Genomic DNA, 25,526 nt, shown 5'->3' on the forward strand with positions numbered 1-25,526 from the left:
AAATGAGTCATCATGAGAACGGGGGAATCCACATGTTTAGTCAGCCGATTTTTATAGCCGCTATTTTACTTCTTCTTCTGGCCGTAGGTGAATTAGTTTCAATATGGTCCAGAGCACGTATTCCTTCGCTGCTCATTATTCTGGTTGGATTCCTGCTGCTGAGCTGGGCTGGATTTTTCCCGGAAGGTATCGTCAAAACCTCTGCCCTGACCGCTTTCGGAAGCCTGATGGTTGCACCGCTTGTGGTTCATATGGGCACCCTGATTCCGATTAAACTGATACGATCGCAGTATAAAGCCATACTGATCTCGCTCATTGCGACGATAACGGGAACAGTACTCATTCTGTTAATCGTTTCACCGATCTATGGATATGCTGTTGCGGTATCGGGAGCAAGTCCGGTTGTAGGTGGAATATTGTCTTACCTGATTACAACGCAGAAGCTCCAGGAATTAAATCTTGCATATCTGATTACAATCCCAGCCGTCATTATGGCGATTCACTCTCTATTCGGTATGCCTATTGCAACGAATCTGCTACGTCGCTATGTGTTAAAGGTGAAGGGGCAAGGTTTTTTTGAAAATAAATCGGTTGTTGGAAGTGCTGATCCTCATGCAGTCAACACAACCAAATCATTGCTTCCGAGTCGCTTTCAGACGCCACCCATTTTGCTGTTCCTGCTCTTCCTGGCAGGCAGCCTGGCTGTGCTTTTGAACAGTCTGACTTCGATCAACTACAGTATCTGGGCATTGCTGTTGGGTATTCTGGGACATATGGCAGGCATATTCCCGGCTCGTATCATGGACAAGGCAGGCACAACCGGGGCAGCTATGGTAGGTTTGATCGTTGTAGTTATGTCCAGTGCAGGTGGAGTGACGTATGATGCACTGATCCAGTCCCTGGGCCCTGTACTGCTGATCATTGTAATCGCGGCAGTGGGTATCATTATTGGTGGCTTTGTGGCTTCCAAGATGCTCAAGTGGGACCCGCTCAAAGGCATTCCTGTGGCATTGACAGCCATGTTTGGTTTTCCCGGCGATTATATCATTTGTGAGGAAGTTAGTCGCTCGGTTACAGAAGATGAGCAAGAACGTAAAGTCATTCTGGATGAAATACTCACGCCGATGCTTGTTGGCGGCTTTACTACCGTAACCACGGCTTCTATCGTTGTAGCCTCCATCCTAGTGAATACGTTGTAGATCGACAAACAAGCGATCCATATTCTGCTTTAGGGTGTTTAATCGCAGTAAAGCTGTTCAAAACAAAATAGGATGATACATTATCATCGAACTTCATGCGAACTTCATGCCGAAAATCAAGCCCGTCTGCTCGGAAGCAGGCGGGTATTTATAAGGAGGGGATGTCATGAGGGAGTGTGTCTTGTCGGTGACGGTGAGTAATCACCCTGGCGTGCTGGCGCGCATATCCAATCTGTTTGCTGGTTTGGGGATCAATATTGATAATATTGCCACGGTAAGATCGCGAGATCGGCATGTGTCCCGCGTACGCATTCAAGCTGAACTGGATGATGAAGGCGTGGAGAGAATCTCGGATTCTTTACAGCAGCTACCGGATGTCATCCGGCTGGACAAGGTGCGCACACGCTCCTCGAAGCGTTTCTCCTATTGGTCAGCCGCATATGGTCTGTTTATCGCAGTGATGGGTCTTAATCTTGTTTCACCCATCTATGCGATATACAAGCAGCAGTGGCATCTCACACCCGGGATGCTGTCCATTGCTTTTGCTGCTTATGCGATTGCTCTTATTCCGTCAATCATAATCACTGGGCAGTTGTTATCCGGTGGGGGCTTTCGCCGGTTTCTCGTGCCCGGCTTGATCATCGCGATGGCAGGCACACTCTGTCTGCTTTTTGCTACGAGTTATCCGATGCTCGTGGTCGCCAGAGTTCTGCAGGGGATATCCGTAGGCATATTCAACGGAGTTACAGTTGCTGCTCTGACCCAGCTGCATCCAAGGCAGGATCGAAGGCAGGCCGCAATGGTTGGTGCTATCGCTGTGACAGCAGGAAATGCGCTAGGGCCTATGATGGGCGGCATATTGGCACAATATACGCCGTATCCGGCACAGCTCCCTTACGTCGTGCATTTATTGCTTATGATCCCAGGACTCCTCTGTCTCATAAGCTCCCGTGCTGAATTATCCGGCAGAACTTCTGGATACAGGCTTCATATGCCAACCCTTCCACGCTCGGGAACAAAAACATTCAGTGTTGCTGTGCTGTCATCATTTGTAGCATGGGGGATTACAAGCCTGTATGGCTCGACAATTCCGATGTATTTGAATGAATGGATCGGACAATCAAGCTATGTCCTGTCCGGGCTTATTGTGGCTATCGTATTAATTATTGCTGCACTGGCTCAATTCAGAAGTGCACGCTGGAAGCTTCGCAGCATGGGTTTATTCGGGACACTGCTGATCGGAGCTGGGCTGCTGCTGCTGGTAATAACGGTACACACCGGGTCAATGATTTGCTTGTGTGCGTCTATCGTTTGCGTAGGCATGGGGTATGGACCGCTCTATGCAGGGAGCCTGGCTCTTGTGAATGAAACGACCTCGGATGAGTGGCGTGCAGATGTACTATCTTTATTTTATGTAGGAACATATCTTGGCGTTGTGTTACCTGCTATTGGTCTGGGTTTGATGACCGAGTGGTTTGGCTTGCAGAGAGCATTTGATTTTTTTGCCGCTCTGTTTGTCGTGCTTATTCTGGCAGGGCTGCGAGGCTGGAGCAGACAAAAAACAGGTTAGACTGTGATAATATGAGAAGAAGAAAAAAGAAAAGAGAAAAAGAAAAAGAAGGTTCCTGCTCGTCTGATTGAACAGTACAAGCAGGAACCTTTTGTCGTTTTAATCAGTGGCAAATGCACTGTTTAAATCTACTCCTCGCTACCGTTTTCCTGTGCCCAGCGATGGAGCAGCTTATCGGATGGCAGCAGAAACGTGAAAATGCCGATGAGCGGCAGGAAGCTGCACAGCTGCATCACAGGTGATACACCTATGGCGTCGATCCAGTTGCCTAGCACAAGCGCGCCGATGCCACCCATTCCAAAAGCGAGGCCTGTGATAAGACCCGAGACGGTTCCAATTTTGCCGGGAATGAGCATCTGGGCGTATACAACGGTTACCGAGAAGCTGGATAACATAATAAAGCCGATAATCGTCAGCAGCACGCCCGTCCAGAACAGATTGGCATAAGGCAGCAGCAGTGCCAGCGGTGCGGCTCCAGCCATCGATAGGAAGATCATGTTACGTTTACCGAACCGATCCGCGAGCGGGCCGCCAAAGAACGTACCCAGTGCGCCAGCAGCGAGAAACAGGAAGATATAAATCTGCGCATCCTCTGTAGACAATGCAAAGGCTTCCTTCAGGTTAAAGGCATAGAAGCTGCCGATCAACGAAACGTACCAGGAACGAACAAATACAAGCAGGATTAAAATAGTAATCGCCGCGGCAATCTTCTTACGCAGGGCCGGATTGGGAGCTCGGCGGGCTGCCGCCTGTTTACGCAGGTATGCACCGGATTGCAGCATTTTTCCATACCACCGTGCAACATAAAGCTGAACGGCGATGCCCATCGCTGCAATTCCGGTGAAGCCGATCGCTCCGAACAGGCCAAACGGGATGAAAATCCAGCGTGTCAGCAGCGGAGCCAGGGATTGCCCTGCATTGCCGCCTACCTGAAAGATGGATTGAGCCAACCCCCGGCGCGGGCCGGCAGCCATGTGAGATACTCGTGAACCCTCTGGATGGAAGGCAGCAGAGCCAAGACCGACAAATATGACGGAGATGAGCACCATCATATAGCTGTCAGCAAAGGCTAACAGCAGCATGCCAGTGAACGTAAAACCCATGCCAACCGGCAGAATCGCCGGGGGCGGTTTTTTATCAGCAAACCAGCCAACGACCGGCTGCATAATGGACGCGGTGAAGTTAATCGCAAACGCAATCCAGCCAATCTGTGTGTAGGTCAGGTGCATGGAATCTTTTAAAATGGGAAAAATCGCCGGAATCACAGACTGAATAGAATCATTGAACAGATGCACCAGGCTGATGGCAATAAGAATCCGGTATACGGTGCCTTGGGCATCCAATCCGGTCGGGGCCTTGGAACGCGCAGTGGCATCCTTGGCTAAAGTGGTTTGAGTGGACATAATCAGTTCTCCTTTGGTCGCGGTCACGAGGGATCAGCGCCTGATGTTAGATTCTATGCAATTAAGCATATTGTTACATAATAGGATAGATTGCATCAAGCGACAAGGGGAACAGGGGAGAAAGAGGAAAATGAGATGAATAAGAAAGATGAGAAAGATGAGAATGATCAGTGAGGATAATATTAACCTTTAACTGTATAAAACTAAAAATAAATAAAAATCAGATCATCTGTCTACGAGAGTAATTCAATTGCATTGCTTGATGGCATACAGTTATGTTTATATCAAATGGATGTCCACAGGTTAGTAGATATGGTATAATATGTTACAACAACAGAATGGCTTGAATGGGTGGTCGGCTAGTCTCCTGTGTAAGGAGGTGATGCCTGTGGAGATAAAAGATGTTCTGACGCTGATGATCAGTTTTGCGGGGTTTACGGTAACCTTGATTGGACTGGTCGTAACAATCGTCATTGCATTGAATAATCAAAACAAAAAGAAATAGACCGCCCCGACTAAGGTAATGGTCTATTTCAATTACCGGTTACAGCCACCGCCCTTGAAAGCGGCTGTTGTAAAAGAGTGAGGATGTTGACGCATCCTTACTCTTTTTATTTTATCCTTGTTGACTATAGTTTATCACAACATTTCCCAAAACTCCACATGTACAATGATAGCTTTTTACCAATTCCATACCATTGTCAATTGATCAACGATTATCAATCGTCTCCGGGTTCATATCGTGGTTCATCATGCGGTGTTCAGCCATCTGCTCGTACTTGGTTCCTGGCTTGCCGTAGTTGGTGTACGGATCGATGGAGATGCCGCCGCGCGGGGTGAATTTGCCCCAGACTTCGATGAAGCGCGGGTCCATCAGCTTGATCAGGTCGTTCATAATAATGTTCACGCAGTCCTCGTGAAAATCACCATGGTTGCGGAAGCTGAACAGGTACAGCTTGAGTGATTTGCTTTCGACCATTTTGATATCGGGAATATAGCTGATGTAGATCGTTGCAAAGTCAGGCTGACCCGTAATCGGGCACAGGCTGGTGAACTCGGGACAGTTGAATTTGACAAAATAATCACGGTACGGGTGCTTGTTATCAAAGCTTTCCAGTATGCCCGGATCATATTCAAACGTATATTTCACATTCTGGTTGCCCAGCAATGTTACATCTTGCATCTCGTCAGGTTGTCTCATAGGGTACAAACACTCCTCTTATCCAGTCGAAGCCGCAGGCCTCGCAATAATCTTGCATATATAGTGACAGGCGGAACAGCCTGTATTTCTTCTGAAAATGCTTAAAGCCAATATACATCATGCCGCCCATATCACCCATAACGCCAAAACCGTCCATTCCACACATAAAGTTCATTCAAAACATGTCCCAATGATTGGTGGAGTAGTACGGTTATGTTGGCAGGAAAAAGGGTCACACTCCGCGTTTATTGCCCCATACCAGCGTATGAAGCTGAGGCAGCACCCGCACATTATTCAAATCATCCGAGGCACTTACCTGATCAATCAGCCACTCGTAACGCTCCAGCAGGGAGGCCGCCAGATTTGGCGTATCCGCCGAAGCAACATCCGGGTTCCCCGTTTGTAAAAATAAAGCTGTGCCCGGATACCGTGCATGCACACGGCGAGCATAGTCCAGGTCTGTCTGATCGAAGATCACGATCTTCAGACTATGGCTTCGATCTGACGGGCCAGCAGCCAGCCGGACGATCACATCGTCCAGAACCGCCCAGTCGGTGTCCATGCCCGAGCTGGGTGGCTTCGGCGAGACCGTGACTTCGTCAATGTCCGCCAGCCATGGCTGCCAGCGTGAGCCCTGCGTCTCGACCGCGGTGCGGACGCCGTTCTCCCGCAGCAGGGCAACCAGCCCGCCCAGCGAAGCCAGCAGGGCGGGGTTGCCGCCGGAGAGGGTCACATGGGAGAAACGTGTGCCGCCCAGGCGGCGCAGTTCATCCCATACCACCTCCGGCGTCAGCATGCGAATCTGGCCCTTGCCGCTGCCGTCCCAGGTAAAAGCCGAGTCGCACCAGGAGCAGCGGTAATCGCATCCCGCGGTGCGCACAAACATCGTTTTCTGTCCGATCACCATGCCTTCGCCTTGTACGGTCGGACCAAATACCTCCATCACCGGGATGCGTGCTTCCTTAGCTTGAGCTTGAGGTCGATCTGTAGCCAGCGTGGAAAGATTAGCCGGACCCGGCTCGTTCTGCGCAAGCACATCCTCATGCATGTCAACTGCAAATGTGCTTTTGACCTGCTTCTGATCCTGTGCACTACTCATCGATCATCCACTCCCGTCTCGCCTCGGCATAACTGGTTGGCGTTTCGAAGAGCCGCACAAACTCGGTCCGAGCGCCGTCGGTAAGTCCCGCGTAGGGCTCGGACTGTAAAGCCTGTTCCATCTGTTCAAACAGCCAGACGACCATATTTTCAGCCGTTGTATTCATTAAGGGCAGCGTTTCGTTCAAATACTGATGATCCAGATAACCTTCGATGCGGCTTTTCCAGATGTCCTTGATATGTCCAAAATCAACCGTCAGCCCGGTGTCACCCGGATAACCGCTGATACCAAAAATGACTTTATACGTATGCCCGTGCAGATTTTTGCACTTGCCTTCATAACAATGCAGATGATGCGCCGCATCAAACGTAAACTCCTTGCTAACCAGTACACGCTTGCGATGATATCTCAGCTGTGAGGGCAGAATATCCTGATCGATCCGCTGCAAACGTTCAACAATCCGAAATGTCCCTGGTTCTCTCATCATGCATCCACTCCAGTGGAGGGCGCTGCTTCCAGAGCAGTCGTCCGTTCCTGTACGTAGCGATCCAGCCCGGCTTTGCGCAGCTTGCAGGCAGGGCATTCACCGCATCCGTCACCAATGACACCGTTATAACAGGTAAGCGTACGTTCGCGCACATAATCAAAAGCGCCGAGCTCATCAGCCATTTTCCATGTCGCAGCTTTGTCCAGCCACATCAATGGAGTATGAATAACAAAAGGATAATCCATCGACAGATTAAGGGTCACGTTCATCGACTTCACAAATGAATCCCGGCAATCGGGATATCCGCTGAAGTCTGTCTCACATACACCTGTAACCAGGTGACGAGCGCCTTTTTGTTTGGCCAGAATAGCTGCAAAGCTAAGGAATAGCAGGTTTCGACCATCCACGAAGGTGCTTGGCAGCTCGCCTTCCTCATGTGTAATCTCCACATCGGAACGTGTGAGTGCATTAGGAGCAAGCTGGTTCAGCAGGCTCATATCGAGTACCGTTTGCTGTACACCCAGATCCTTGGCAATGGCTGCGGCACACTCAATCTCGAGTTTATGGCGCTGACCATAATCAAACGTAACGACTTCTACTTCGGCGAATTGTTTCTTCGCCCAGAACAAACAAGTTGTACTGTCCTGTCCGCCGCTGAATACAACGACAGCTTTTTCTTCGTTCAACATAAAAAAACCTCTCCATCTTCTTGAGATCACCCCTGCATGGCAGCAAGGAATGTCGGAAGAACAGAGAAGTTCATGAACTGGCATCCATCAAAAAACACACCTTCTCAATGGCAGCTTCAAAAAAGCTGCAATAAGAAAATGTCCTTAGTTTTTTACGTACACCGTGTCAACATACACAGCACTTCAAAAGTTGTTTGAAGCCAGTCTGTGTAACATCTGAACGCGGAGAGCTGTACGCAAGACTGTAAGCTGACCTTTACCGATAGCAATATGCCATAAGCTGGTCCAGTCTTGTAGAGGGAGTTCGCGAACCTCTCCCATGCCGAAGGGCATGGATTTTCTTCTTTAATTGTCCGGGTACAGTATACCACATCTCTAACCAATCGGCATATATTTTAGAAGTCCCTGGATCTGTTATTTGATAATCACATTACCAAAGGGAATAACTTCTTTTAATATCCGTTTAAACAAGCCCTCATCGTTCACGTCCTGCTGCAGTTTGTAATTCTCACGTCCAGCCTGGAAGAGTACGGAGCCGTGTCCTGTCATTTTCCAATGATAATTCATATGCTGGCTGGCCAGATTATTCCCGTATACGGTCAGCTCCAGATGAGCATTCTCCGGGTAGGCTATAATGCTTCCGGCGTCCACATAGAGCGGAGCGGTGGGGTGAAGCTCCTGCTGGCATACCTGCCCCTGCGTCAGCAGTCCGATCTTGCCTTCGCCCGAAAACTTCATCTTGACGGCATCCCGGGTGATCAGCATATTTTTGATCTTCTGAATTTTGGTATGCATGGTGACCCCGTCAGTATAGAAGAACAAATGACGAAAATCATAGAGCAGATCACTATTCTCGGACAGCTGTACTTCTTTCATCGTAAATCCGGGAGGAAGAGCGGCGACAAACTGACAAGGGCCGGTAATCTCCGATTTAATGAGCTTTTTTTTGCGATATATGCCCGATATGTTCAGCAACTTATCCTGCCTGCTGTTACTGGGGCCACGAAACGCAACGATCTGCTGCGGATGCAAAATGTGAAGACGGTCGTCCTGTATCAGTGAAAAAGTAACCACTTGTCCGGCTGTACCAGCTTCAGCGTGGTTCAGATGTATGTTCATGCCATTGCTCCTGTTCTGTTATACTCGGCCTGACCGGCGGCGCATTCCCCAGCGCATCACACGGATCAGAAGGAAGTAACCTGCAATGAGAGAAACGACAGTAATCACCATCGTTTGAATACGCTGCGCTGTAGCGGTTCTGGCATCCTGTTCATTTTGCAGTTTGCTGACCATCTCGGTGAGCTTTTGATTCTGTGCCAGCAGCTGTTCATTCTGCGCTTTAAAGGCTTCCACGCTGGCTTGGGCTTGTCCCAGTTGAGCAGAGGCCTGATTTAACTGCTCCAGTGTCTGCTTGTAGCTTTCCTGCAAGGCATTGACTTCTCCAGGCAGTTCAGAGACGCGCTCCCATCCGCTGAAGATATCCGAAAATATATTGGCACTCGCTGCATGAGCAGTGGAAGCTAATGTGATCGTGAAAAGTATACATGTGCTGAGTAACACCCGAATGAAATAACCCGGAATGGATTTTGGCATCATTCACACCTCTTTCTTCGGTAAAATGGATCGGCTGCCGAATTCGTCGGCATTTGTTGAATTACGGCTCTTTCATTATACGTCAAAAACGGGACGAAGGGTTCAAGAGGATAAGCTTTATTACCCGAAAAGGCCTAAAAATTTCGAAATGAAACAAATGTTTAATTCTAGATCGGATGGGGTAATACAAGGAGAGCGAAACTTCGAAAATATAAAATACTTTTTTGCGTATATGCTGTGCGTAAATATGTAATAAATTACCGTATACCAAATAGATTTTATTTAAATGAATTTTGTGAAATGAAGGAGTAGAATAATATGAGTACATCAAATCATAACACTTTAACGAAAACGATTATAATTACCGTAAACGGTGAGCCAGTAGGACGCAAACTTATTATTGACAGTGTAACTTATGCTCCTGTTACTGAAACGGATTGTGTACAGTACATGCACAACCTGGAGATTAATCCTCCTGCCGTGTAAGATAGGACTTGTCATAGAGAGGTGTGTCAAAAGCTTGGCTAATAGCCAGGCTTTTTCGTCGTTTATTGTCGCTTCTAGGCGGATCAAGGGAGAGAAAACTAATATAATGGAAAAAAGTGACGGGAACATATGTTCCGTGACAATATAGTGTCCATTCACCCTGCTAACTTAGAAGATAATACACATAAATCGGGGGAGAGACTACCAGTGAACTCAGTCTTTGAAGTATCTTATTCGTGGAATAAAGAGGCCATACCGACAGGGGGGGCCGATCCCGTGTATATGATGGTAGAGTGGCGGTACGGAGCCCCTGCCAAAAGACTTAGGAAAATAGCACCCAAAATTATGTCGAGAGATTTAGAGCTTTTGCTCAAACCGGAACACGGAGTTCATCTGAAAGGCATCTATGGATGCCGTTCCAAAGAGACAGATATTGGCTGGGTCCTTCGGCTTGGAGATGTATACAAGGGGGAAAGCAAACAGATTCTGCTGGAATTCGCTGTAGGACCTCATTTCTCCGGCAAAGCGGCAGTATGCTCTGCTTACTGGAGTACCCGCAAGTTGAAGCAGAGTCAGCGTGTGCTGCTTCGCAGAGAACAGCTTTATATTCAATATACAAGTCATCTGGGCATGCTTCGCCAGCCAGAGGACCCGAAAGTCGAAAAAACGATTAAATTGAACGAAACGGTTCCATTACTGAAACAGGCTTTACGTGCTTATGAACGAGGGCGCATCGAAGAGGGAAGCGAGCTGCTGCGCCGTCATGCGGATGCACTGCTGATCGAAGCTGCGCGCAAGCAGGATCTCGATTATTACGCTGAAGCCGAGATTGTTGAGAAGCTTCGTTATCACTATGGCATTACGTTTACGACCGGTTATCATAATCGCCAGAACACGATGTTAAGTGAATAAAATAAAACCGAGTAGTAACGTTATAGAGAGAACGAGTTTACATATTTTTTATGAAGGTGAAGTCAAGCCACAAGTCGAATGTATACATCAATACTATACCAGTCAAGGATGGAGCTGTATCCTACGATTTGAAACAACACCATGGAGGGCCTGGCAAAATGACAGACCGACTAATCCGATTAATGCGCATTATCACGCTGGTACAAGCCAAGCCAGGTATTTTAGCCCGTGAGCTTGCCGAGCGATGCGAGACGACGGAAAGGACGATTTACCGCGACATGGAGGCCCTCAGTGCAATGCATATCCCGATCGCCAATATGGGACACGGAAGAGGGTACATGTTTATCAGCCATTTTGCTATGTATCCGCTTAATTGGTCGAATGAGGAAGCACAGGCGTTTATGCAGCTGGCAGAAGTGATGGATGATATCCGTCCGTTGCTCAAGCCTGCATTCGAGAGTGCTTATGAGAAAGTGGTTGCTTCGAATCTGAAGCACAGTACCGATCAGGTGGAATGGTCAGAGCAGATCAGCGGAATGTTCAGAGAGGGAGCCAATGGGTGGGAAGATCAGCAGGGGGATGAGCCGAATTTATCCCTCATTACGCTGCTCCAGGCAGGAATTTCACAAAACAGCGTTGAAGGGAGCTACCAGTCCCAAGGGGAGAAGGAAACCATTCGTATTGATCCTTATTTTTTGATCCCGCGAGAATATCAATTTGAGCTTGTAGCCTATTGTCATCTATCCGAGAGCATGCGGACGTTCCAGGTCAACCGGCTGCATGATTTACGAATGATGCCTCGCACCTTCCGCAAAAATGATTACTTGATCCAGTCTTATTTCCGTACTGCCCGGACAATGAAAGGAAGTTCGGAAGGGGCTGTAGTCAAAATCCGATTTTCTTCCCTTGTTGTGGAACACGTGATGCAAGAGCGTTTGTTAACAGCCCCCATTGTAACTATTGAGCCCGAAGGTACCCTGTTGTTTGAAACGGTATTAAGCGATGTTGATCAATTTCTGAGCTGGATATCCAAGTATGGACCAGAGGCGGAGATTCTTGAACCGAAACATTGCCGTATCCTGATGAAAGAGCATCTTAGGCGCTGGCATCAGGTATACGACGATTCGTAACAAGCATGATGATATAATAGCCCGGCAGCAAGCCTATTCTTTGGTTTTGAACAGATTGGCAAGGTTGCCAAATGGCGACTCCTTCTCCTCATCTTGCGCAGCGCTAGAGTATACCACTTTCGAGGTTACACCTTCATCATCGGCTGCACAGTTATGCTCCAGTGTAAACTGATCAAATTGGTGCATGAACACTTTCGCGGTATTAATCGCGTCATCCAGAGCACGATGCTGTGTACCGTCGAATTCAATGCCGCAGAGCTCAAGCGCCTGGGCAAGGCCTAGCTGACGGAACTTGCCGTCTTTGCGCATGACTCGCGACCACTGCTGCTGCAGGTCATTATGATTCGTGATCCAGGCCACATCCAGCTGATGTGTGCGGCAATGGGAGATAAGCTTGCTGCGATCATCCGGTCCCCAAGAGCACATATAATAAGGTTCAGCGCCCATCCATTCGATGAATCGAGTTAACGCTGCCGGGAACAGAGGGGCTGCATCAATGTCTTTCTGAGTGATGCCTGTGAACTGAACCGTGTCCGTAGACAGAACGGGTTTGTTGGATGGCCGAACATACGTATGAAAGGTGTCGGTGACAGCAAGCACGCCATTGGTGTCCTCACTTACTTTAACGGCACCGATATCAATAATTTCAGAGGAGTAGCGTGTATTGCGGCTTACTGTAAATTCAAGATCATAGATAATATAGGGCATAAGACAAACTCCTTTATCAAGGAACCATTTTTTTATTAAGGAAAACCGTGCATTTGATGTGACATAAGGGAGCCGACGGTGTAATCCTTGAAATGTTATTTCTCTATTTTACAGTGAACCTGGAGTCGTGTCAGCACTGTTACGGATTTCGTTTCAAGACCGGTCATCCAGAGGTGTTTGTTGACAAGTGCTTATAAATGTTCTAATGTGATCAAAAATGGAAACAGCGTTTACCGAGGACATGATTACGCAGGCCGGCTTCACCAGAGAGGGAATGGATTGGTGCAACATTCCTGCAGCTGACGCGCAATTCCTACCTCGTTAGCTGCGAAGGGGAATGTCCGTGTCGGTAACGGGCTGCAACCTGCGCCGGAAGGGCCCGTTATGCTCGATAGGACTGTATATCATCACGCAGGGCATGAAGCAGACGTGTATGCAGTTAAATAAGGGTGGTACCACGACACATTCGTCCCTTGACGAATGTGTCTTTTTTGCTGTCTAAGCCGAATTCAGGAACATGTTTATTATTAAGACCAATAAGGAGTGTTATAAAGATGCGTCAAAGTGAACTGCTTGTCCCTACATTACGTGAAGCGCCAGCAGAGGCTGATGCGGCCGGACATCGCCTGCTGCTTCGATCGGGTATGATTCGTCAGTTAGCGGCAGGCATATACAGTTATCTGCCACTTGGCCGCCGGGTACTGCTGAACGTGGAGCGAATCGTGCGGGAAGAGATGGACCGTGCCGGATGTCAGGAAGTACTGCTGCCAATCATGCAGCCAGCCGAACTATGGGAGGAATCTGGCAGATACACACAGTACGGCCCGGAGCTGATGCGTTTGAAGGATCGGCACACAAGGGAGTTTGCGCTTGGACCAACACATGAGGAAGTGGTTACAGCGCTGGCCCGCGATGAGGTCAATTCCTACCGCAAGCTGCCGTTCACACTGTACCAGATTGGCACCAAGTTTCGGGACGAACGACGCCCGCGTTTTGGCTTGCTGCGCGGACGTGAATTCATCATGAAGGATGCCTATTCATTCGCGGCAGACTGGGATGAACTGGATCATACCTATCAGGCGATGAATTCAGCGTATTGCCGCATTCTGGAGCATTGCGGTCTGAATTATCTTCGGGTTGAAGCTGACGCCGGTACCATTGGGGGACAAGGAGAGACACATGAGTTCATGGCGCTGGCTGATGTAGGCGAAGATACGATTGTGACATGCAAGCAATGCGGGTATGCTGCGAATCTGGAGAAGGCAGCATTTCAGTCTTCCTTGTCTGTCGAGCACATGGAGGAAAAGGAAGAGAGGGAAGAGAGGGAAGCAGGAAAGGCGTCTGAAGTATCACGTATTGCGACACCAGATGTGCGCACGATTGCCGAGTTAAGCTCTTTTCTGAATAAAAAGCCAGAGCATATGATTAAAACTTTGCTCTACCTGACCGATGGTGAACTGGTTGCAGCGCTTGTGCGAGGGGATCATGAGTTGAATGAAATTGCTCTGAAGCAGGTGCTTGGAGCGGATGAGCTTGTTCTGGCAGATGATGCAGCGCTCGCCTCACATTCTCAGCTTGCTGTTGGTTATCTTGGACCCGTGGGGCTGGGATTACGGATAATCGTCGATGTGGACGTAGCCGCTATGCAGCAAGCCATAACCGGAGCAAATGAAGCCGGAATGCATCTGTCTGGTGTACGTCCGGGAATTGATTTTGCCTTGGACCAGGTGGAGCGCATCCGCTTTGCTGCGGAAGGAGATCGTTGCGTAGCTTGTGGGGAACCGCTGGTGTTCACAAAAGGCATCGAGGTTGGGCACATTTTCAAACTGGGCACCAAGTACAGTGATGCCATGGGAGCAGCTTTCCTGGACCGCGATGGTCGTCAATGTGCACCTGTCATGGGATGTTATGGCATCGGGGTATCTCGTTTGGTGGCAGCGATTGCGGAGCAGCATGCCACAGAGACGGGTATCCGGTGGCCTGCATCCGTAGCGCCATACGATGTTCATCTGATTCCGGTAAGCTGGAAGGAGGAGCAGCAGCAGAAGCTTGTTCTTGAGCTGGAGCAGCAGCTGCTGGATCGCGGCTTGCGTGTGCTCGTAGATGATCGGCACGAACGCCCGGGTGTGAAATTCAAGGACGCGGAGTTAATTGGACTGCCGGTGCATATCGTCGTTGGCAGAGGTGCGGCTGAAGCAAAAGTGGAATTGGGCTCACACCAGCTGGCCGCATCTGGTGAAACGAGTCGAATCCAGTTGACTGCACAGGAAGCGATAACTTATGTCATGGAACAAATCCAGATGAGATGAGCTTCATGCAAAGAGGAGCTTCGCATGAGATAGATATACGAAGTGAGATGTCATAGATGTATATTATAGGACTGCATATTATGTCGATGGGCCTTTTGCAGCGTGAAAGTGCTTGTTTTTACTGGAAAGTGAGGACTCTGGGCGTATACATGAATGGAAATTGAGGAATTCATCATACGAAGTAACTATAATCGAAGCTTAATGCTCTCAACATTTCGGCTAATTTACTTTTAAGCATAAACAACGCATGATAAATTACAGCATCCCAAGTGTTTTTACGCAAAGCAAGCGCAGAAAATGTTGCAGCCTTCCTGAATGGCAAACGTGATGAATACCGATGTTGCAAGCAAATGGGTTATAGTTCAGGATGGTGGAGACAACGTGAAAGTGTGAGGTTGAGGGTTGCAAGGGATTTATTTTTGAGAATGTCTGCAAACACAGAGGGCACTTCCAAATTTAACGAGAACTTTACACTTAGCATAACGAGAACTTTAAACTTAGCATAATGAGAACTTTAAACTATGGATAATGAAGAGAAGGGAGCCCCTCATCCAGATTATTCTGGTCGAGAAGCTCCCTTTCTTAATTGAGTTAACCTATGATCCTGTTACCGATTATGAAGCCGTGGGCAATTTCAACGTTTGACCTGGATAGATCCAATGTGGATTTTTAATTTTGTTCAGCTTTTGCAGCGTCTGCCATGTTGTACCGTACTGCTTGGAGATGGAGTAGAGAGACTCTCCCGATTTAACAATATGCACTTTGGCTGGAGCTGGAGCTGGTTTACCCGGTGCCGGCTTCGCAGGTTTCTCCGGTTTGGGCTGCACTGGTTGAGGTTTAGTTGGCGCTGGTGCCGGAACTGTCACCGGAGCTTCATTTCCTGAACCTGGAGCTTCCGGCTCTACGACAGCCTTTTTGCCTTCACTGATCCGACCGTCCGTCTGGATCGTTACTGCGCCTAGCTTTTGCATATAGCTGATCAGAGCTTCATCCATTGCACCATACATGCCTGCTACCGGATACTTGGCAAACATGGTGTACTCATCACCGCCAACAGCTGTGAAATCATTGGTTGCAAGGGTGTAAGCAGCTGCCGGATCGAGGGCTTTATTGCCTACCATCACCGTATGCACACGGCTGCCTTTTGGAGCGGAGGCATCAATTTTGAAGGTGATTCCGGACACTTGCGGGAAACCTCCACTTGGTTCAGGGTAGGACCCCACACCATTCTCCAGTGCTGCAAGCACATCGGAGCCCTTGACTTCAAGCGTAACGACCTGATTGCCAAAAGGAAGAACCGTAATGACATCACCTTTGGTGACAATGCCCTTTTCAATGGAAGAACGAATGCCCCCGCCGTTTGTTAAGGCGATATCGGCTTTGCTGACATCACGGATGGCATCAGCCAGCAGATCGCCCAGATTGGTCTCCCCGGCACGAACCTGTTCCCGTTTGCCTTCTAGCAGTACAGCCGTATTAGCTACTTCTTCCTTCAGGATCGGTTCCTGTTCCTTCTGAATGGAGCTTACGAGAGCGGCAACCTTCTCGTCAGGTTTAATGTCTTTGGCGATGGTTTCATCAACGAGAGCAGCTGTTTTCTTTGTTACTTTGCCGCCGTCTACCCACAGGTCAATGACACCTACATAGTTGGTGTACTCCCCTGCGCTTGCAATTAATGTGCCGTGATCGGACACCAGACCATTCTTCAAGACCGTGTGACTGTGCCCGTCGATGAATACATCAATTCCCGGCACGTCTTTGACAACCTTGAAGCTGGTATCGGTGCTGGAAGCATCTTGTCCAAGGTGCCCAAGAACCACAACCACATCCACTTTACCGCGAATTTCATTCACAAGTGTTTTGGCTTCTGCAGATGGGTCGGTAATGTCCAGACCTTCTACATTTTTCGGGTTTGTTTTATACATCGTTTCCGGTGTAGTCAGGGCAATGATACCAACCTTCACACCGTCTACTTCCTTGATAATATAAGGCTCGAAGAGACGAGTTCCGTCCTTTTTCTTCACGTTAGCGCTGAGCATCGGGAACTTCATCATGTTTGCCAGCTCCAGCAGACGATCAGAGCCATAATTGAATTCATGGTTTCCCGGTACCATGGCTTGGTAACCTATTTCGTTCATGACTTTTACAACACTTTCACCTCGGACGAGGGTTGCAAACGTAGTACCGTGTACGGCATCACCTGCATCGAGCAGAAGTGTATTTGGATTATTGCTGCGATATTTATTAACGATGCCTGCGACTTTGGCAAAACCCATGGCAGGGGACTGTTCCACTGCACGAGCATGCATGTCATTGGTATGTAGGATGGTGATGTGTTTGCCTGTGCCTGAAGCGGTATCCGTCGCTGCTGCCGCAATGCCTACACTGCCGAACAGTAAACAAACCGTTAACAGAAGTGAAACAACGCTTTTCCAGTTTTTCATCAATCCGAAACCTCCCAAAATAGTAATCTATTAGAGTGTTTACACAGCTCATGTAGTATTTTAGCAGACTATAATGGGGAAATCTCGTAATTCGCGTAAAAATAAGTGACCTGAAAGTGACATGCAATTATGTCTATGGAAAAAAAGAGCTTCATCACCTGTTAGAGAACGTATGTTCTTATGTGGTGTAAAAAAAATGCTGCGCTTCACGTGGCAACCCGGTGCGCAAACAAAATTTCTCCAGGGATTCCTCGGGCTCCGGCATAACGCCAGACGTCAACAGCTGAATAGCAAAACGGTTTGCTTGTCTCTCCAGCTTGCCCGGAGCGAAATAGGAATGCTCCTCGAGAAAGAAACGATTGATTCCTTTGTGCAGTCTGTCATGACCTAACTCATGTGCGCATACAAATCGCTGCCATTCCGGGGGCAAGTCATTGTGTATGACGATAAATCTGCGGCGAAGCTTGCGGAAATACAGCCCCTTGGTTGATTGTCCCAGATTGGTGAACCGAATCTGTATACCTACAGCGCGGGCAATGCTGAAAGGACAATTGGTTCGATGTTTTCGAATCAGCTTGGTTACGATGTCATCCATATGATCTCACCTGCAATTTCAGTAAGTTGAGCTCGTGTCTTGGCCTCATGAGCGCGGGTCCGATTCGCCTGGCTTTTTGCGTTTATTCATTTGTTTGGCTTCCCAGAACAGACCTGTAAGTACGTCCTTGATTCGTTTCTTGTCCTCTTCATCCAGCGGTATACCGTCAAACATCAGGTCATCCTCATCCTCCAGCATTCGTTTGAAATCCCGTCGGTCCTTATACGTTGCCCATTCGGGTACATCCTGAACTTCGGCAGCCTGGCCTGTTTCGATATAGCCTGCCTGTTTCATCATGTCGGTATAAGGTACACCGAGAGCATCGGCAATCTTGCGGATGGTTATCGGTTTAGGCACCCCGCGTACACCATTCTCAATACGTGAAATCTGTGAATTGCTTATTCCGGCTGCTTCAGCGAGCTGGTTAATGCTGAATCCTTGCTGCTCGCGCAGCTGTTTCATATAAGGACCAAAAGCGTGCTCCACAATTCATGCCACTCCTTCGACTCGTCACAAGTGCTTGTCATTATGAAATAAGAGAATGGTGTTGCACAGAACACTCCGATGCCAGAACAACCTTCCGATCGCTGTTATCCCCAGATTTCTGATGAATTTTCTCCGATGGGAGAAATCCGGGGATAAAGGCGAACGCTTCGCTTCTTCCGGTTTGTTCTGTCCTCTTCGTTAACGTGCTGCTCTAAACATTATCTTAATACATAAACCACAATTGACTTATGCGAGTTCAGTAATTATCTGTACTATATCGTATATATACCATTAGGTAAAGAGATTTGAATAAATTATGCCAAAAGGTATCGGAAATGAAAGCTTGGGTTTTATTTTATCGTCTAAACGAACCAAAATGAAGGTTTACTCCAATCTCCAGAAAGTGGTATCCTCTAGTAGAAATACGAACAATGTACGAACAAAATGTAAATGAGGATTGTTTCCAAAAGGCAATATATCAGAAAACGTTAAGATTTATAGAATTGGAACAATTCTATAGATAGAGTCTGTTCTTGGATTTAATGACGTTACAAGCTGCCACAATGTTGTGAGATGAATGGCGAGATACAGAAGATTAATGGGTGAGATATAAATGAACCTAATACTAGGAGGAGATCAATGATGACAAATATGGAATTGCTGTTACCGGAACTGGATCGTCGTAAAACGCAGGCTGCTGTTGAGGCCGTATTGGAGAAGTACCGAATCTACAAAACGATTGCTTTTGAGGAACGGGAGGTGCAGGTGACGGCAAGTTATACGGAGCGTTTGCATGGTGCTACCCACGTCACGGGGGATTCCACAGCCAAAACAGCGATCTTTAATGTGGACGTGCAGCGTGCCCGGCGGGCTTATTGTGATACCATTGACCATATTGTGTCCCGGCTCAGCGAGAAGGAACGTGTGCTTGTGCGCGAGCGATACATGAAGGATGATGACGTGTTTGACTATAAAATCTATAACCATGTTTTTGACCCGCCAGTGAGCAAGGATACGTACACCAAGATTCGCACCCGTGCTTTTTACAAAATGGCGCTTGCTTTGTCCGACCGCGGTCTGATTAATATGGAGCCTCTGTCATCGAGAAGAAAAGAAAGGCAGAAGCTTGGCTGAGCATCCTGCTCGAAGTTGATGCTTTCATCTCAACCGGGGATTGGTTACAATAGTTGGGACAAAATGACGGAATGCCGCTGCGGAAGGGGAGAGCGTAATATGCCGGAAGAGGTTCGAATGCAAGAAATGGTCACGTTAAAAACCATTGCGGAAACATTGAATACCTCCAACGATCTCAGCCTGATGCTGGATACGGTGGTTGGCAAATTGCTTGAATTGACCGGATTAACGGCAGGCTGGCTTTTTCTCATTAATGAACGTGGAGAATATACCTGTATCTCTGACTACAACCTGCCCCACGCCCTGATGCGGAATGATAAAGAGCCGATGCGGGTGGGAACATGCTGGTGTGTCAATCGTTTTCGGGATGGCAGATTGCAGTATGCGGTAAATATTATCAACTGCAAGCGGCTGGAGGATGCCGTGGAATTCCAGTGGGGAGATACAGCCGATATTACTCATCATGCCACGGTTCCACTACGCTCGGGTGAGCGAATGCTTGGACTTCTTAACGTTGCTGCGCCTGGCAAGCAGCATTTCAGCGACAATGAGCTGGCTCTTCTGCAGGCGGTGGCTTACCAGATTGGCAGTGCAATGGAACGGATGCGCCTGTATCGTGCAGAGCAGCGTCGGGCTGATCTCTATGCCCGTCTGGGGGATTTTGGCTCAGCACTAAGTCTTCGTGTTAACGAATGTACTGAGGCAGATGCATTGCCGGGTACTGTTGCAGGACTGCTCGGCAAGCATTTTGACTGGCCGTTCGCTGCGCTCATGCAGCAGACGCAAGGGACCTTTCACTTACAAGCGATGTATGCAGAAGGTAAGGTATGGATGGATTCAGGAGCCTCCTTCTCAATGGAAGGCATTCATCTACTGGATCGGATTGTTGATCATTATCGGGCCGCCATGCTGTCAGCGGATGAACTGATTGAAATGTTCAGTCCGTGTACAGCGGGTACGAAGTGTTATGAACTTTCATCGGGAATTGGCGTGCCAATCCCTTATCATACACCGGGCGAGCCGGGAGTGCTGGTGATTGCCACTGGAGTGCGCTCATCGAATCTGCTCAGGGCAGACAGTGAGGTGCTGGAGGCTTTGGCAGAGCATATTGTGGCAGCCAAGGAAAGTCTGAAGCTGGCTGATCACCGGCGCGAACTGGCAAGGCTGGAAGAACGAAATCGGCTGGCGCGGGATCTGCATGATTCCGTGAATCAGATTTTGTTCTCCTTGTCGTTAACGGCGAGAGGTGCAGAGAGCATGTTCTCAGGTACAGAGCCTCTGCACCCTGCCGCAGAATTTATGAAAGATATCAGAGCTTTGTCCCAGGAAGCCCTCAAGGAAATGCGTGCACTTATTATGCAGCTTCGTCCAGCCGGACTGGAGGGGGGACTGTTAAGTGCATTGCAGGAGTATGGGGCGAAGCAAGGGCTTCAGGTGATTGCCGACCGTAAGGGGCTGCGCGCTATTCCTCGTTCAGTGGAAGAAGGTCTGTGGCGCATTGGTCAGGAGGCGCTCAACAATGTTCGGAAGCATGCGGGAGTAACATCGGCTAATATTTTGCTGGAGTTCAATGAACATGAAGCGAAACTCACGATCTCGGATCGGGGAAAAGGTGGGGCCAAGAGACGGAAGCCAGCCTCTGAAAGCTCACTCGGACTGTCCATTATGAGAGAACGTGCTCAATCACTGGGAGGAAAACTGGATATATGGAGTTCTTCACGTAAGGGAACCACCATAGCCGCCGTTATTCCACTTCCGTTTGAATCCGAATAAAGTCAGGGGGCAGGCAGCAATGCCGATTACAATTTTACTTGCCGACGACCATGTGATGGTCAGACGGGGACTGCATGTTTTTCTGAGTACACAGCAGGATATGAAGGTTGTTGGTGAAGCGTCGAACGGGCAGGAGGCTTTGGAGCGTGCGCAGGAACTGGAGCCGGATGTTGTTCTGATGGATCTGCACATGCCTGTAATGGACGGCATTGAAACATCAAGACATTTGCGCCGTTTGCTGCCGGGTACACGAATCATCGTACTGACCTCTTTCTCGGATCAGGATCATGTCGTGCCTGCTGTTCGTGCAGGAGTGAAGGGGTACTTGCTCAAAGATATTGAACCGGAGGATTTGGCGATGGCAATCCGTAATGTATACTCGGGGCAAGTGGAGCTGCACCCGGCGGCGGCAGGCCAACTCATGCATGTGATGGCGTCAATGGATTTGCAATCGGACTCTGTGCAAGCAGAACAGCAGGAGGCAGGATCGCCTTTTTTCCAGCGTCTAAATGAAACGAAATCGGTACAGCAGGAGCTGCATATGTTCGGCACAGGCCTAACGAGTCCATCCATTGAATCAAGTGCACGATCCAGTGCAGCAGGTGTGAATGTGCTCACCCGCCGTGAACGTGAAGTGCTGGGGCTGATCACCCAAGGGCTTAGCAATAAGGAAATTGCCGTCCGGCTGGTCATTACGGAGAAAACGGTAAAAACACATGTAAGTCATCTGCTGGACAAGCTGGGACTTGCCGACCGTACACAGGCGGCGCTTCATGCAGTAAGGAATGGCTGGGAGCTGTAAGGTTCCAGAGGGTACTGAAGTTCATTCAATATTTTTACTTCACTCATTCTCTACGAAGTTCAGACTAAATCAGACTAAAGTCGTATGAACTCAACCGAAAGGTTGAGTTTTTTGTGCTGAAGTTAAGTCCATTAGCTGACGAATTGCGCAGGGTTTACAAGGTAAAATAAGGATAGCTAAAGAAAGCCGGACACGGTCTGAGAGAATAGAAACGAAATAAATCTGACATTGGAGAGTGAATATCATGAACATTGTTATATTGGCAGGCAGCAACCGTAAAAATGCAACCAGCACAAGACTGGGTGAATACGCGGCAGAAGTGATTAGAGGACAGGGACATGAGGCCGTACTGTTTGATTTGTATGAGAAACCGCTGCCCTTCTACGCCCCGGATGATAAACAGGAAACGGACGAACATCTGGCTGAATTAAATACGGTATTGCTTGCAGCGGATGCAATTATCCTGTCTACGCCTGAATACCACGGCAGCATCAGCGGCGTGCTCAAAAATGCGCTGGACCATCTAAGTCAGGCACATTTTAGCGGCAAGCCGGTGTTATCGATCAGCTCTGCTGGCGGCGCAGTCGGTGTAAGCTCGCTTACCCAGATGCAAACGATGGTTCGTAACCTGCACGGCATCAACGCCCCGGAATGGATCTCGATTGGCGGCGCACAGCGTAGACGCTTTGAAGCAACATTTGATGGATATGAGGAGTACGAAGGCAGCCAGGATATCGAGGATCGTGTACAACGGGTACTGGGATCGTTTTTGAAGCTGGCCGAGACATTAACAGCAGCAAAGAAGGCGTTGTAAAGCACCAGACCAAGGATAAGCAAGGATAAGAAAAGATAAGAAAAGAGGTGATTTACCATGATTAAAGGCATATATGAAACACATCTGAACGTGACGAATCTGGAAAAATCACATCATTTTTATGAAAAGGTACTGGGTTTAACTCATGCTTACGGACAGCCAGAGCGAGGCAACTCATTCTATTGGATTGGCGGGGAACGCTATAACATGCTGGGGCTTTGGGAAAAGGAGCCTGCACAGGTGCAGCGTCAGCATTTTGCATTTCACATCTCTCTGGAAGATATGAAACATGCGGTTGAATATCTGGAAAACAAGGACATAGCGACTCGCAATTTTCAGGATGATGATATTGGAGAACTGTATGTTTTTGGCTGGATGCCCGCGGTTTCCGTCTATTTCGCCGACCCGGATGGTCATTCACTTGAATTCATCGCTGTGCTTCCAGACGAGGCGAAGCCTGAGCTTGGGCTGGTACCGTGGAGTAAATGGGAGAAGATGCATGGGAGAGGCGTATGATGATTAATTGATTGAGAAGTTGTTGGCATACGATGATTAAAGAGGTGTTGAAGTATGATTATTCAAGAGGTGTTATTTTATACAGCGAAGCTGGAGGAGCTGCATCATTTCTATGGAAATACGTTGGGCATGAAGGTGTCTGCTCTTGATCCTGCAGAGCAAGCCTTCACTATACAAGCAGGGATCACCAAGATGATGTTCAAGCAGTGGAATGCAGTAGCTGGAACAAAGGGAAATGACAGTAAGCCGTTTTATCATTTTGCCTGGATGATTCCCCGAAACCGATTCAAGGAAGCAAAGCAGTGGGCAGCGTCACGAGTAACTCTGAACAGCGATGGAAAACGGGATGAAACCTATTCGGTCAATTGGGACTCTCATTCACTATATTTTGAAGATCCGGCCGGAAACATTGTAGAGCTGATCGCCCATCATCGGTTAAATAATGAACAAGAGCGGGCATTCTCGGCAGCAGATATTCTGCAGGTGTGTGAGATTGGACTGGTTTCGGAGAATGTGTCTGCTACGGTGAACGAATTGGGGAAGGCTGGCTTGCCGCGTTGGGGTGAGGAAAGTGATACCTTTTCTCCGGTAGGTGACCGTAATGGGTTGTTTATTGTGGTGAAGAAGGAACGAGTCTGGTTTTTCTCCGATCAAAAGGCACAGATGTTTCCGCTGGAAGCAACAATCCGTGAGGTAGGCAGACTTCGACTTTAGGAGCATAACAGTGCTGCTTCAGGTTCTTCTATCACCGTAATGTCCATGTGAAAAATCTTCGTTTCATTAATATCCTGCAAAAAGGGCATAAGTGTCGGTTCCTGATCATGATATAGAAGTAAACGCTTTATTTTATGGGGATCAGGCAGGCCGCTTGTTAGCGAGGCTTCCATTCTAGGGCGTGTCTTAAAACTCAGTCTAATAGAGAAGGGGATGGCAGACTTGGATCGACGTTTGTTGGAGGAAGGACTAGCGACAATGGCATCCAGTCAGGAGCGCACAGGAGATTTGTGGCATGCCCATTATGGTGTGGGCGCGATTGCAGCTTACTTCTGGGTACGGGAAAATCATCTCACGGCTCTTGCCGCCGGCAGCATCACCGCCGAAGCCAAAGCGATGCTGCGTCAGCATGGAACCCGTCCCGCACAGACTGTTTTGCCAGATGAGTGTATGCCGCTGGAATTAGCCGAAGCGCGTATTGCAGACGCACTGGAGCGAACGATCGGGGAGCTGCACTGGGTCGGCCATCAGGCCATCTACGGAGCGATTAGTCTCAAAGCCATTCGCGAACTGGAAGGATGGGGCACGGCACAAGAGATTGAGCAGATTGCTCAATTAATCGAGTCGTTTGAACGAACGATTCCGGGCCGTTCCTGGATGAACACAACAGTGAAGGAAATACGCCATATGTCTCTGGAAGAAAAGGACGATTTTCCCGAGATACAGAAGCCGATGGAGTTGTCCCGGTTAATTCTGGAGGAGCTCGGTGCCTTCAGCACCATTTATCAGGCAGAGGCCCATCATGATCTGATCGGTCATATGCTGACCTATGGGCATGCACTGAATATACTTTATGAGCTTGGTTACCCGGCTCTGTTCAGCAAAGGCATCCCGCCATTTCTCAAAATGGTGAAGGCTTTGCGGCTCAGTCGCAATGTTGATGCAACACAAGCGGGTGCCACACTGCAATCTCCTGTAGATGTGCTGCCGTTACAACAGGCTGAGCGTTCCCGCGCGCTGCCGCATGAACTGGAATACTGGTTAACCGACAGGCGATGCCGTAATTGGTATGAGGGCCATGTGTTCAAGTTTCCGTTCAGCTTCTATCACCATGCGAAGAATGGGGAGCCTGAGCCCGAGATTTGGGAGAATTTCCGCTACATTATTGCATAATGATAATTAAAAGAGCGCCTGCCGATATGATATGGCAGGCGCTTTTCGCCATTTCAATCTCAATATTTCAATCTCCATAAACCGCCAATAATCCAGCCGAATTCATCCCTTAACCCGTCCGCATGAGGGACAATAGACGGTAAGATGGTAATATCGGATCAGAAGCAAGGAACGCAGAGAGCAGAAGGCAGAAGATAGCTGACACATGGAAGATAAGGCCAGCTGGCGTCTGTTTTTTTGATAGGGTGATTGCAACCTTGCTCTGATCGGGTATTGAAGAATATTAAAA

26 protein-coding genes are annotated in these 25,526 nt (G+C 48.5%); 14 read left to right on the forward strand and 12 right to left on the reverse strand.

Going from position 1 to position 25,526, the window contains the following annotated elements; translation table 11 throughout:
* Positions 1-32 precede the first annotated feature (32 nt).
* Positions 33-1,199, forward strand: coding sequence for a hypothetical protein (locus HNR77_RS21195; RefSeq protein WP_184188780.1), 1,167 nt, complete (start codon positions 33-35; stop codon positions 1,197-1,199).
* A 166-nt stretch (positions 1,200-1,365) separates the two neighbouring features.
* Positions 1,366-2,769, forward strand: coding sequence for an MFS transporter (locus tag HNR77_RS21200; RefSeq protein WP_184188782.1), 1,404 nt, complete (start codon positions 1,366-1,368; stop codon positions 2,767-2,769).
* A 128-nt stretch (positions 2,770-2,897) separates the two neighbouring features.
* On the opposite strand, the gene HNR77_RS21205 is transcribed toward HNR77_RS21200, so the two are convergent.
* Positions 2,898-4,172: an MFS transporter gene (locus tag HNR77_RS21205; RefSeq protein WP_184188784.1), complete on the reverse strand. Its 1,275-nt coding sequence runs from the start codon at positions 4,170-4,172 to the stop codon at positions 2,898-2,900.
* Positions 4,173-4,560: 388 nt separating this feature from the next.
* On the opposite strand from HNR77_RS21205, the gene HNR77_RS29975 reads away from it, so the two are divergent.
* Positions 4,561-4,677: a putative holin-like toxin gene (locus tag HNR77_RS29975; RefSeq protein WP_222125695.1), complete on the forward strand. Its 117-nt coding sequence runs from the start codon at positions 4,561-4,563 to the stop codon at positions 4,675-4,677.
* Between the two features lie 204 nt (positions 4,678-4,881).
* Here HNR77_RS29975 and queF read toward each other — a convergent pair whose 3' ends face one another.
* The 7 genes from queF to HNR77_RS21240 all read right to left on the reverse strand — a co-directional run bounded on the left by queF (position 4,882) and on the right by HNR77_RS21240 (position 9,241).
* Positions 4,882-5,373 carry a preQ(1) synthase gene (gene queF / locus HNR77_RS21210; protein ID WP_110897191.1) on the reverse strand — a complete coding sequence of 164 codons (492 nt, stop codon included), beginning with the start codon at positions 5,371-5,373 and terminating at the stop codon, positions 4,882-4,884.
* Complete coding sequence (locus HNR77_RS21215) at positions 5,360-5,548, reverse strand: hypothetical protein (protein WP_184188785.1); 189 nt, start codon at positions 5,546-5,548, stop codon at positions 5,360-5,362. The genes queF and HNR77_RS21215 overlap by 14 nt, the downstream gene beginning before the upstream one ends.
* A 57-nt stretch (positions 5,549-5,605) precedes the next feature.
* A complete protein-coding gene (gene queE, locus HNR77_RS21220; protein WP_260410749.1) occupies positions 5,606-6,316 on the reverse strand; it encodes a 7-carboxy-7-deazaguanine synthase QueE in 711 nt (236 codons plus the stop codon).
* A 148-nt stretch (positions 6,317-6,464) separates the two neighbouring features.
* Positions 6,465-6,956: a 6-carboxytetrahydropterin synthase QueD gene (gene queD, locus HNR77_RS21225; RefSeq protein ID WP_111273712.1), complete on the reverse strand. Its 492-nt coding sequence runs from the start codon at positions 6,954-6,956 to the stop codon at positions 6,465-6,467.
* Positions 6,956-7,645, reverse strand: a complete 690-nt coding sequence (gene queC / locus HNR77_RS21230; protein WP_184188889.1) for a 7-cyano-7-deazaguanine synthase QueC — start codon at positions 7,643-7,645, stop codon at positions 6,956-6,958. Before queC ends, queD begins: the two co-directional genes overlap by 1 nt.
* A gap of 417 nt (positions 7,646-8,062) precedes the next feature.
* Positions 8,063-8,767: an AIM24 family protein gene (locus HNR77_RS21235; RefSeq protein WP_184188788.1), complete on the reverse strand. Its 705-nt coding sequence runs from the start codon at positions 8,765-8,767 to the stop codon at positions 8,063-8,065.
* Positions 8,768-8,785: 18 nt separating this feature from the next.
* Positions 8,786-9,241, reverse strand: a complete 456-nt coding sequence (locus tag HNR77_RS21240; RefSeq protein ID WP_184188791.1) for a hypothetical protein — start codon at positions 9,239-9,241, stop codon at positions 8,786-8,788.
* Positions 9,242-9,559: 318 nt separating this feature from the next.
* On the opposite strand from HNR77_RS21240, the gene HNR77_RS21245 reads away from it, so the two are divergent.
* The 3 genes from HNR77_RS21245 (at position 9,560) to HNR77_RS21255 (ending at position 11,769) form a co-directional block, all read left to right on the forward strand.
* Positions 9,560-9,727, forward strand: a complete 168-nt coding sequence (locus tag HNR77_RS21245) for a hypothetical protein (protein ID WP_184188794.1) — start codon at positions 9,560-9,562, stop codon at positions 9,725-9,727.
* Positions 9,728-9,934: 207 nt separating this feature from the next.
* Complete coding sequence (locus HNR77_RS21250) at positions 9,935-10,639, forward strand: hypothetical protein (RefSeq protein ID WP_184188797.1); 705 nt, start codon at positions 9,935-9,937, stop codon at positions 10,637-10,639.
* Between the two features lie 50 nt (positions 10,640-10,689).
* Positions 10,690-11,769: a helix-turn-helix transcriptional regulator gene (locus tag HNR77_RS21255; RefSeq protein ID WP_184188800.1), complete on the forward strand. Its 1,080-nt coding sequence runs from the start codon at positions 10,690-10,692 to the stop codon at positions 11,767-11,769.
* A 33-nt stretch (positions 11,770-11,802) separates the two neighbouring features.
* Here the strand turns inward: HNR77_RS21255 and HNR77_RS21260 are convergent, their stop codons facing one another.
* Positions 11,803-12,477: a 3'-5' exonuclease gene (locus tag HNR77_RS21260; RefSeq protein WP_184188803.1), complete on the reverse strand. Its 675-nt coding sequence runs from the start codon at positions 12,475-12,477 to the stop codon at positions 11,803-11,805.
* Between the two features lie 554 nt (positions 12,478-13,031).
* Here HNR77_RS21260 and HNR77_RS21265 point away from each other — a divergent pair.
* A complete protein-coding gene (locus tag HNR77_RS21265; RefSeq protein WP_184188805.1) occupies positions 13,032-14,786 on the forward strand; it encodes a proline--tRNA ligase in 1,755 nt (584 codons plus the stop codon).
* A 614-nt stretch (positions 14,787-15,400) separates the two neighbouring features.
* On the opposite strand, the gene HNR77_RS21270 is transcribed toward HNR77_RS21265, so the two are convergent.
* The 3 genes from HNR77_RS21270 to HNR77_RS21280 all read right to left on the reverse strand — a co-directional run bounded on the left by HNR77_RS21270 (position 15,401) and on the right by HNR77_RS21280 (position 18,314).
* Positions 15,401-17,230 carry a 5'-nucleotidase C-terminal domain-containing protein gene (locus tag HNR77_RS21270; protein WP_184188807.1) on the reverse strand — a complete coding sequence of 610 codons (1,830 nt, stop codon included), beginning with the start codon at positions 17,228-17,230 and terminating at the stop codon, positions 15,401-15,403.
* A gap of 178 nt (positions 17,231-17,408) precedes the next feature.
* Entirely contained in the window at positions 17,409-17,825 is a 417-nt protein-coding gene (locus HNR77_RS21275) for an ImmA/IrrE family metallo-endopeptidase (protein ID WP_184188809.1), read from the reverse strand.
* 45 nt (positions 17,826-17,870) lie between these two features.
* The gene (locus HNR77_RS21280) at positions 17,871-18,314 is read right to left on the reverse strand and encodes a helix-turn-helix domain-containing protein (protein WP_111273055.1); all 444 of its coding nucleotides are present in this window, start codon (positions 18,312-18,314) and stop codon (positions 17,871-17,873) included.
* 648 nt (positions 18,315-18,962) lie between these two features.
* Here HNR77_RS21280 and HNR77_RS21285 point away from each other — a divergent pair.
* The 7 genes from HNR77_RS21285 (at position 18,963) to HNR77_RS21315 (ending at position 25,237) form a co-directional block, all read left to right on the forward strand.
* On the forward strand, positions 18,963-19,445 hold the full coding sequence (locus HNR77_RS21285) for an ArpU family phage packaging/lysis transcriptional regulator (protein WP_184188891.1): 483 nt from the start codon (positions 18,963-18,965) through the stop codon (positions 19,443-19,445).
* Between the two features lie 18 nt (positions 19,446-19,463).
* The gene (locus tag HNR77_RS21290; protein WP_311768656.1) at positions 19,464-21,218 is read left to right on the forward strand and encodes a GAF domain-containing sensor histidine kinase; all 1,755 of its coding nucleotides are present in this window, start codon (positions 19,464-19,466) and stop codon (positions 21,216-21,218) included.
* 19 nt (positions 21,219-21,237) lie between these two features.
* Positions 21,238-22,020, forward strand: a complete 783-nt coding sequence (locus HNR77_RS21295; protein ID WP_184188811.1) for a response regulator — start codon at positions 21,238-21,240, stop codon at positions 22,018-22,020.
* Between the two features lie 244 nt (positions 22,021-22,264).
* Positions 22,265-22,834 carry an NADPH-dependent FMN reductase gene (locus HNR77_RS21300; protein ID WP_184188813.1) on the forward strand — a complete coding sequence of 190 codons (570 nt, stop codon included), beginning with the start codon at positions 22,265-22,267 and terminating at the stop codon, positions 22,832-22,834.
* A gap of 57 nt (positions 22,835-22,891) precedes the next feature.
* On the forward strand, positions 22,892-23,350 hold the full coding sequence (locus tag HNR77_RS21305; RefSeq protein ID WP_184188815.1) for a VOC family protein: 459 nt from the start codon (positions 22,892-22,894) through the stop codon (positions 23,348-23,350).
* A gap of 54 nt (positions 23,351-23,404) precedes the next feature.
* Positions 23,405-24,064, forward strand: coding sequence for a VOC family protein (locus HNR77_RS21310; protein WP_184188817.1), 660 nt, complete (start codon positions 23,405-23,407; stop codon positions 24,062-24,064).
* A gap of 213 nt (positions 24,065-24,277) precedes the next feature.
* Positions 24,278-25,237 carry a hypothetical protein gene (locus HNR77_RS21315; protein ID WP_397367283.1) on the forward strand — a complete coding sequence of 320 codons (960 nt, stop codon included), beginning with the start codon at positions 24,278-24,280 and terminating at the stop codon, positions 25,235-25,237.
* Positions 25,238-25,526 lie beyond the last annotated feature (289 nt).

The sequence above is a fragment of the Paenibacillus sp. JGP012 genome (assembly GCF_014203995.1).
Taxonomy (GTDB): domain Bacteria; phylum Bacillota; class Bacilli; order Paenibacillales; family Paenibacillaceae; genus Paenibacillus; species Paenibacillus silvae.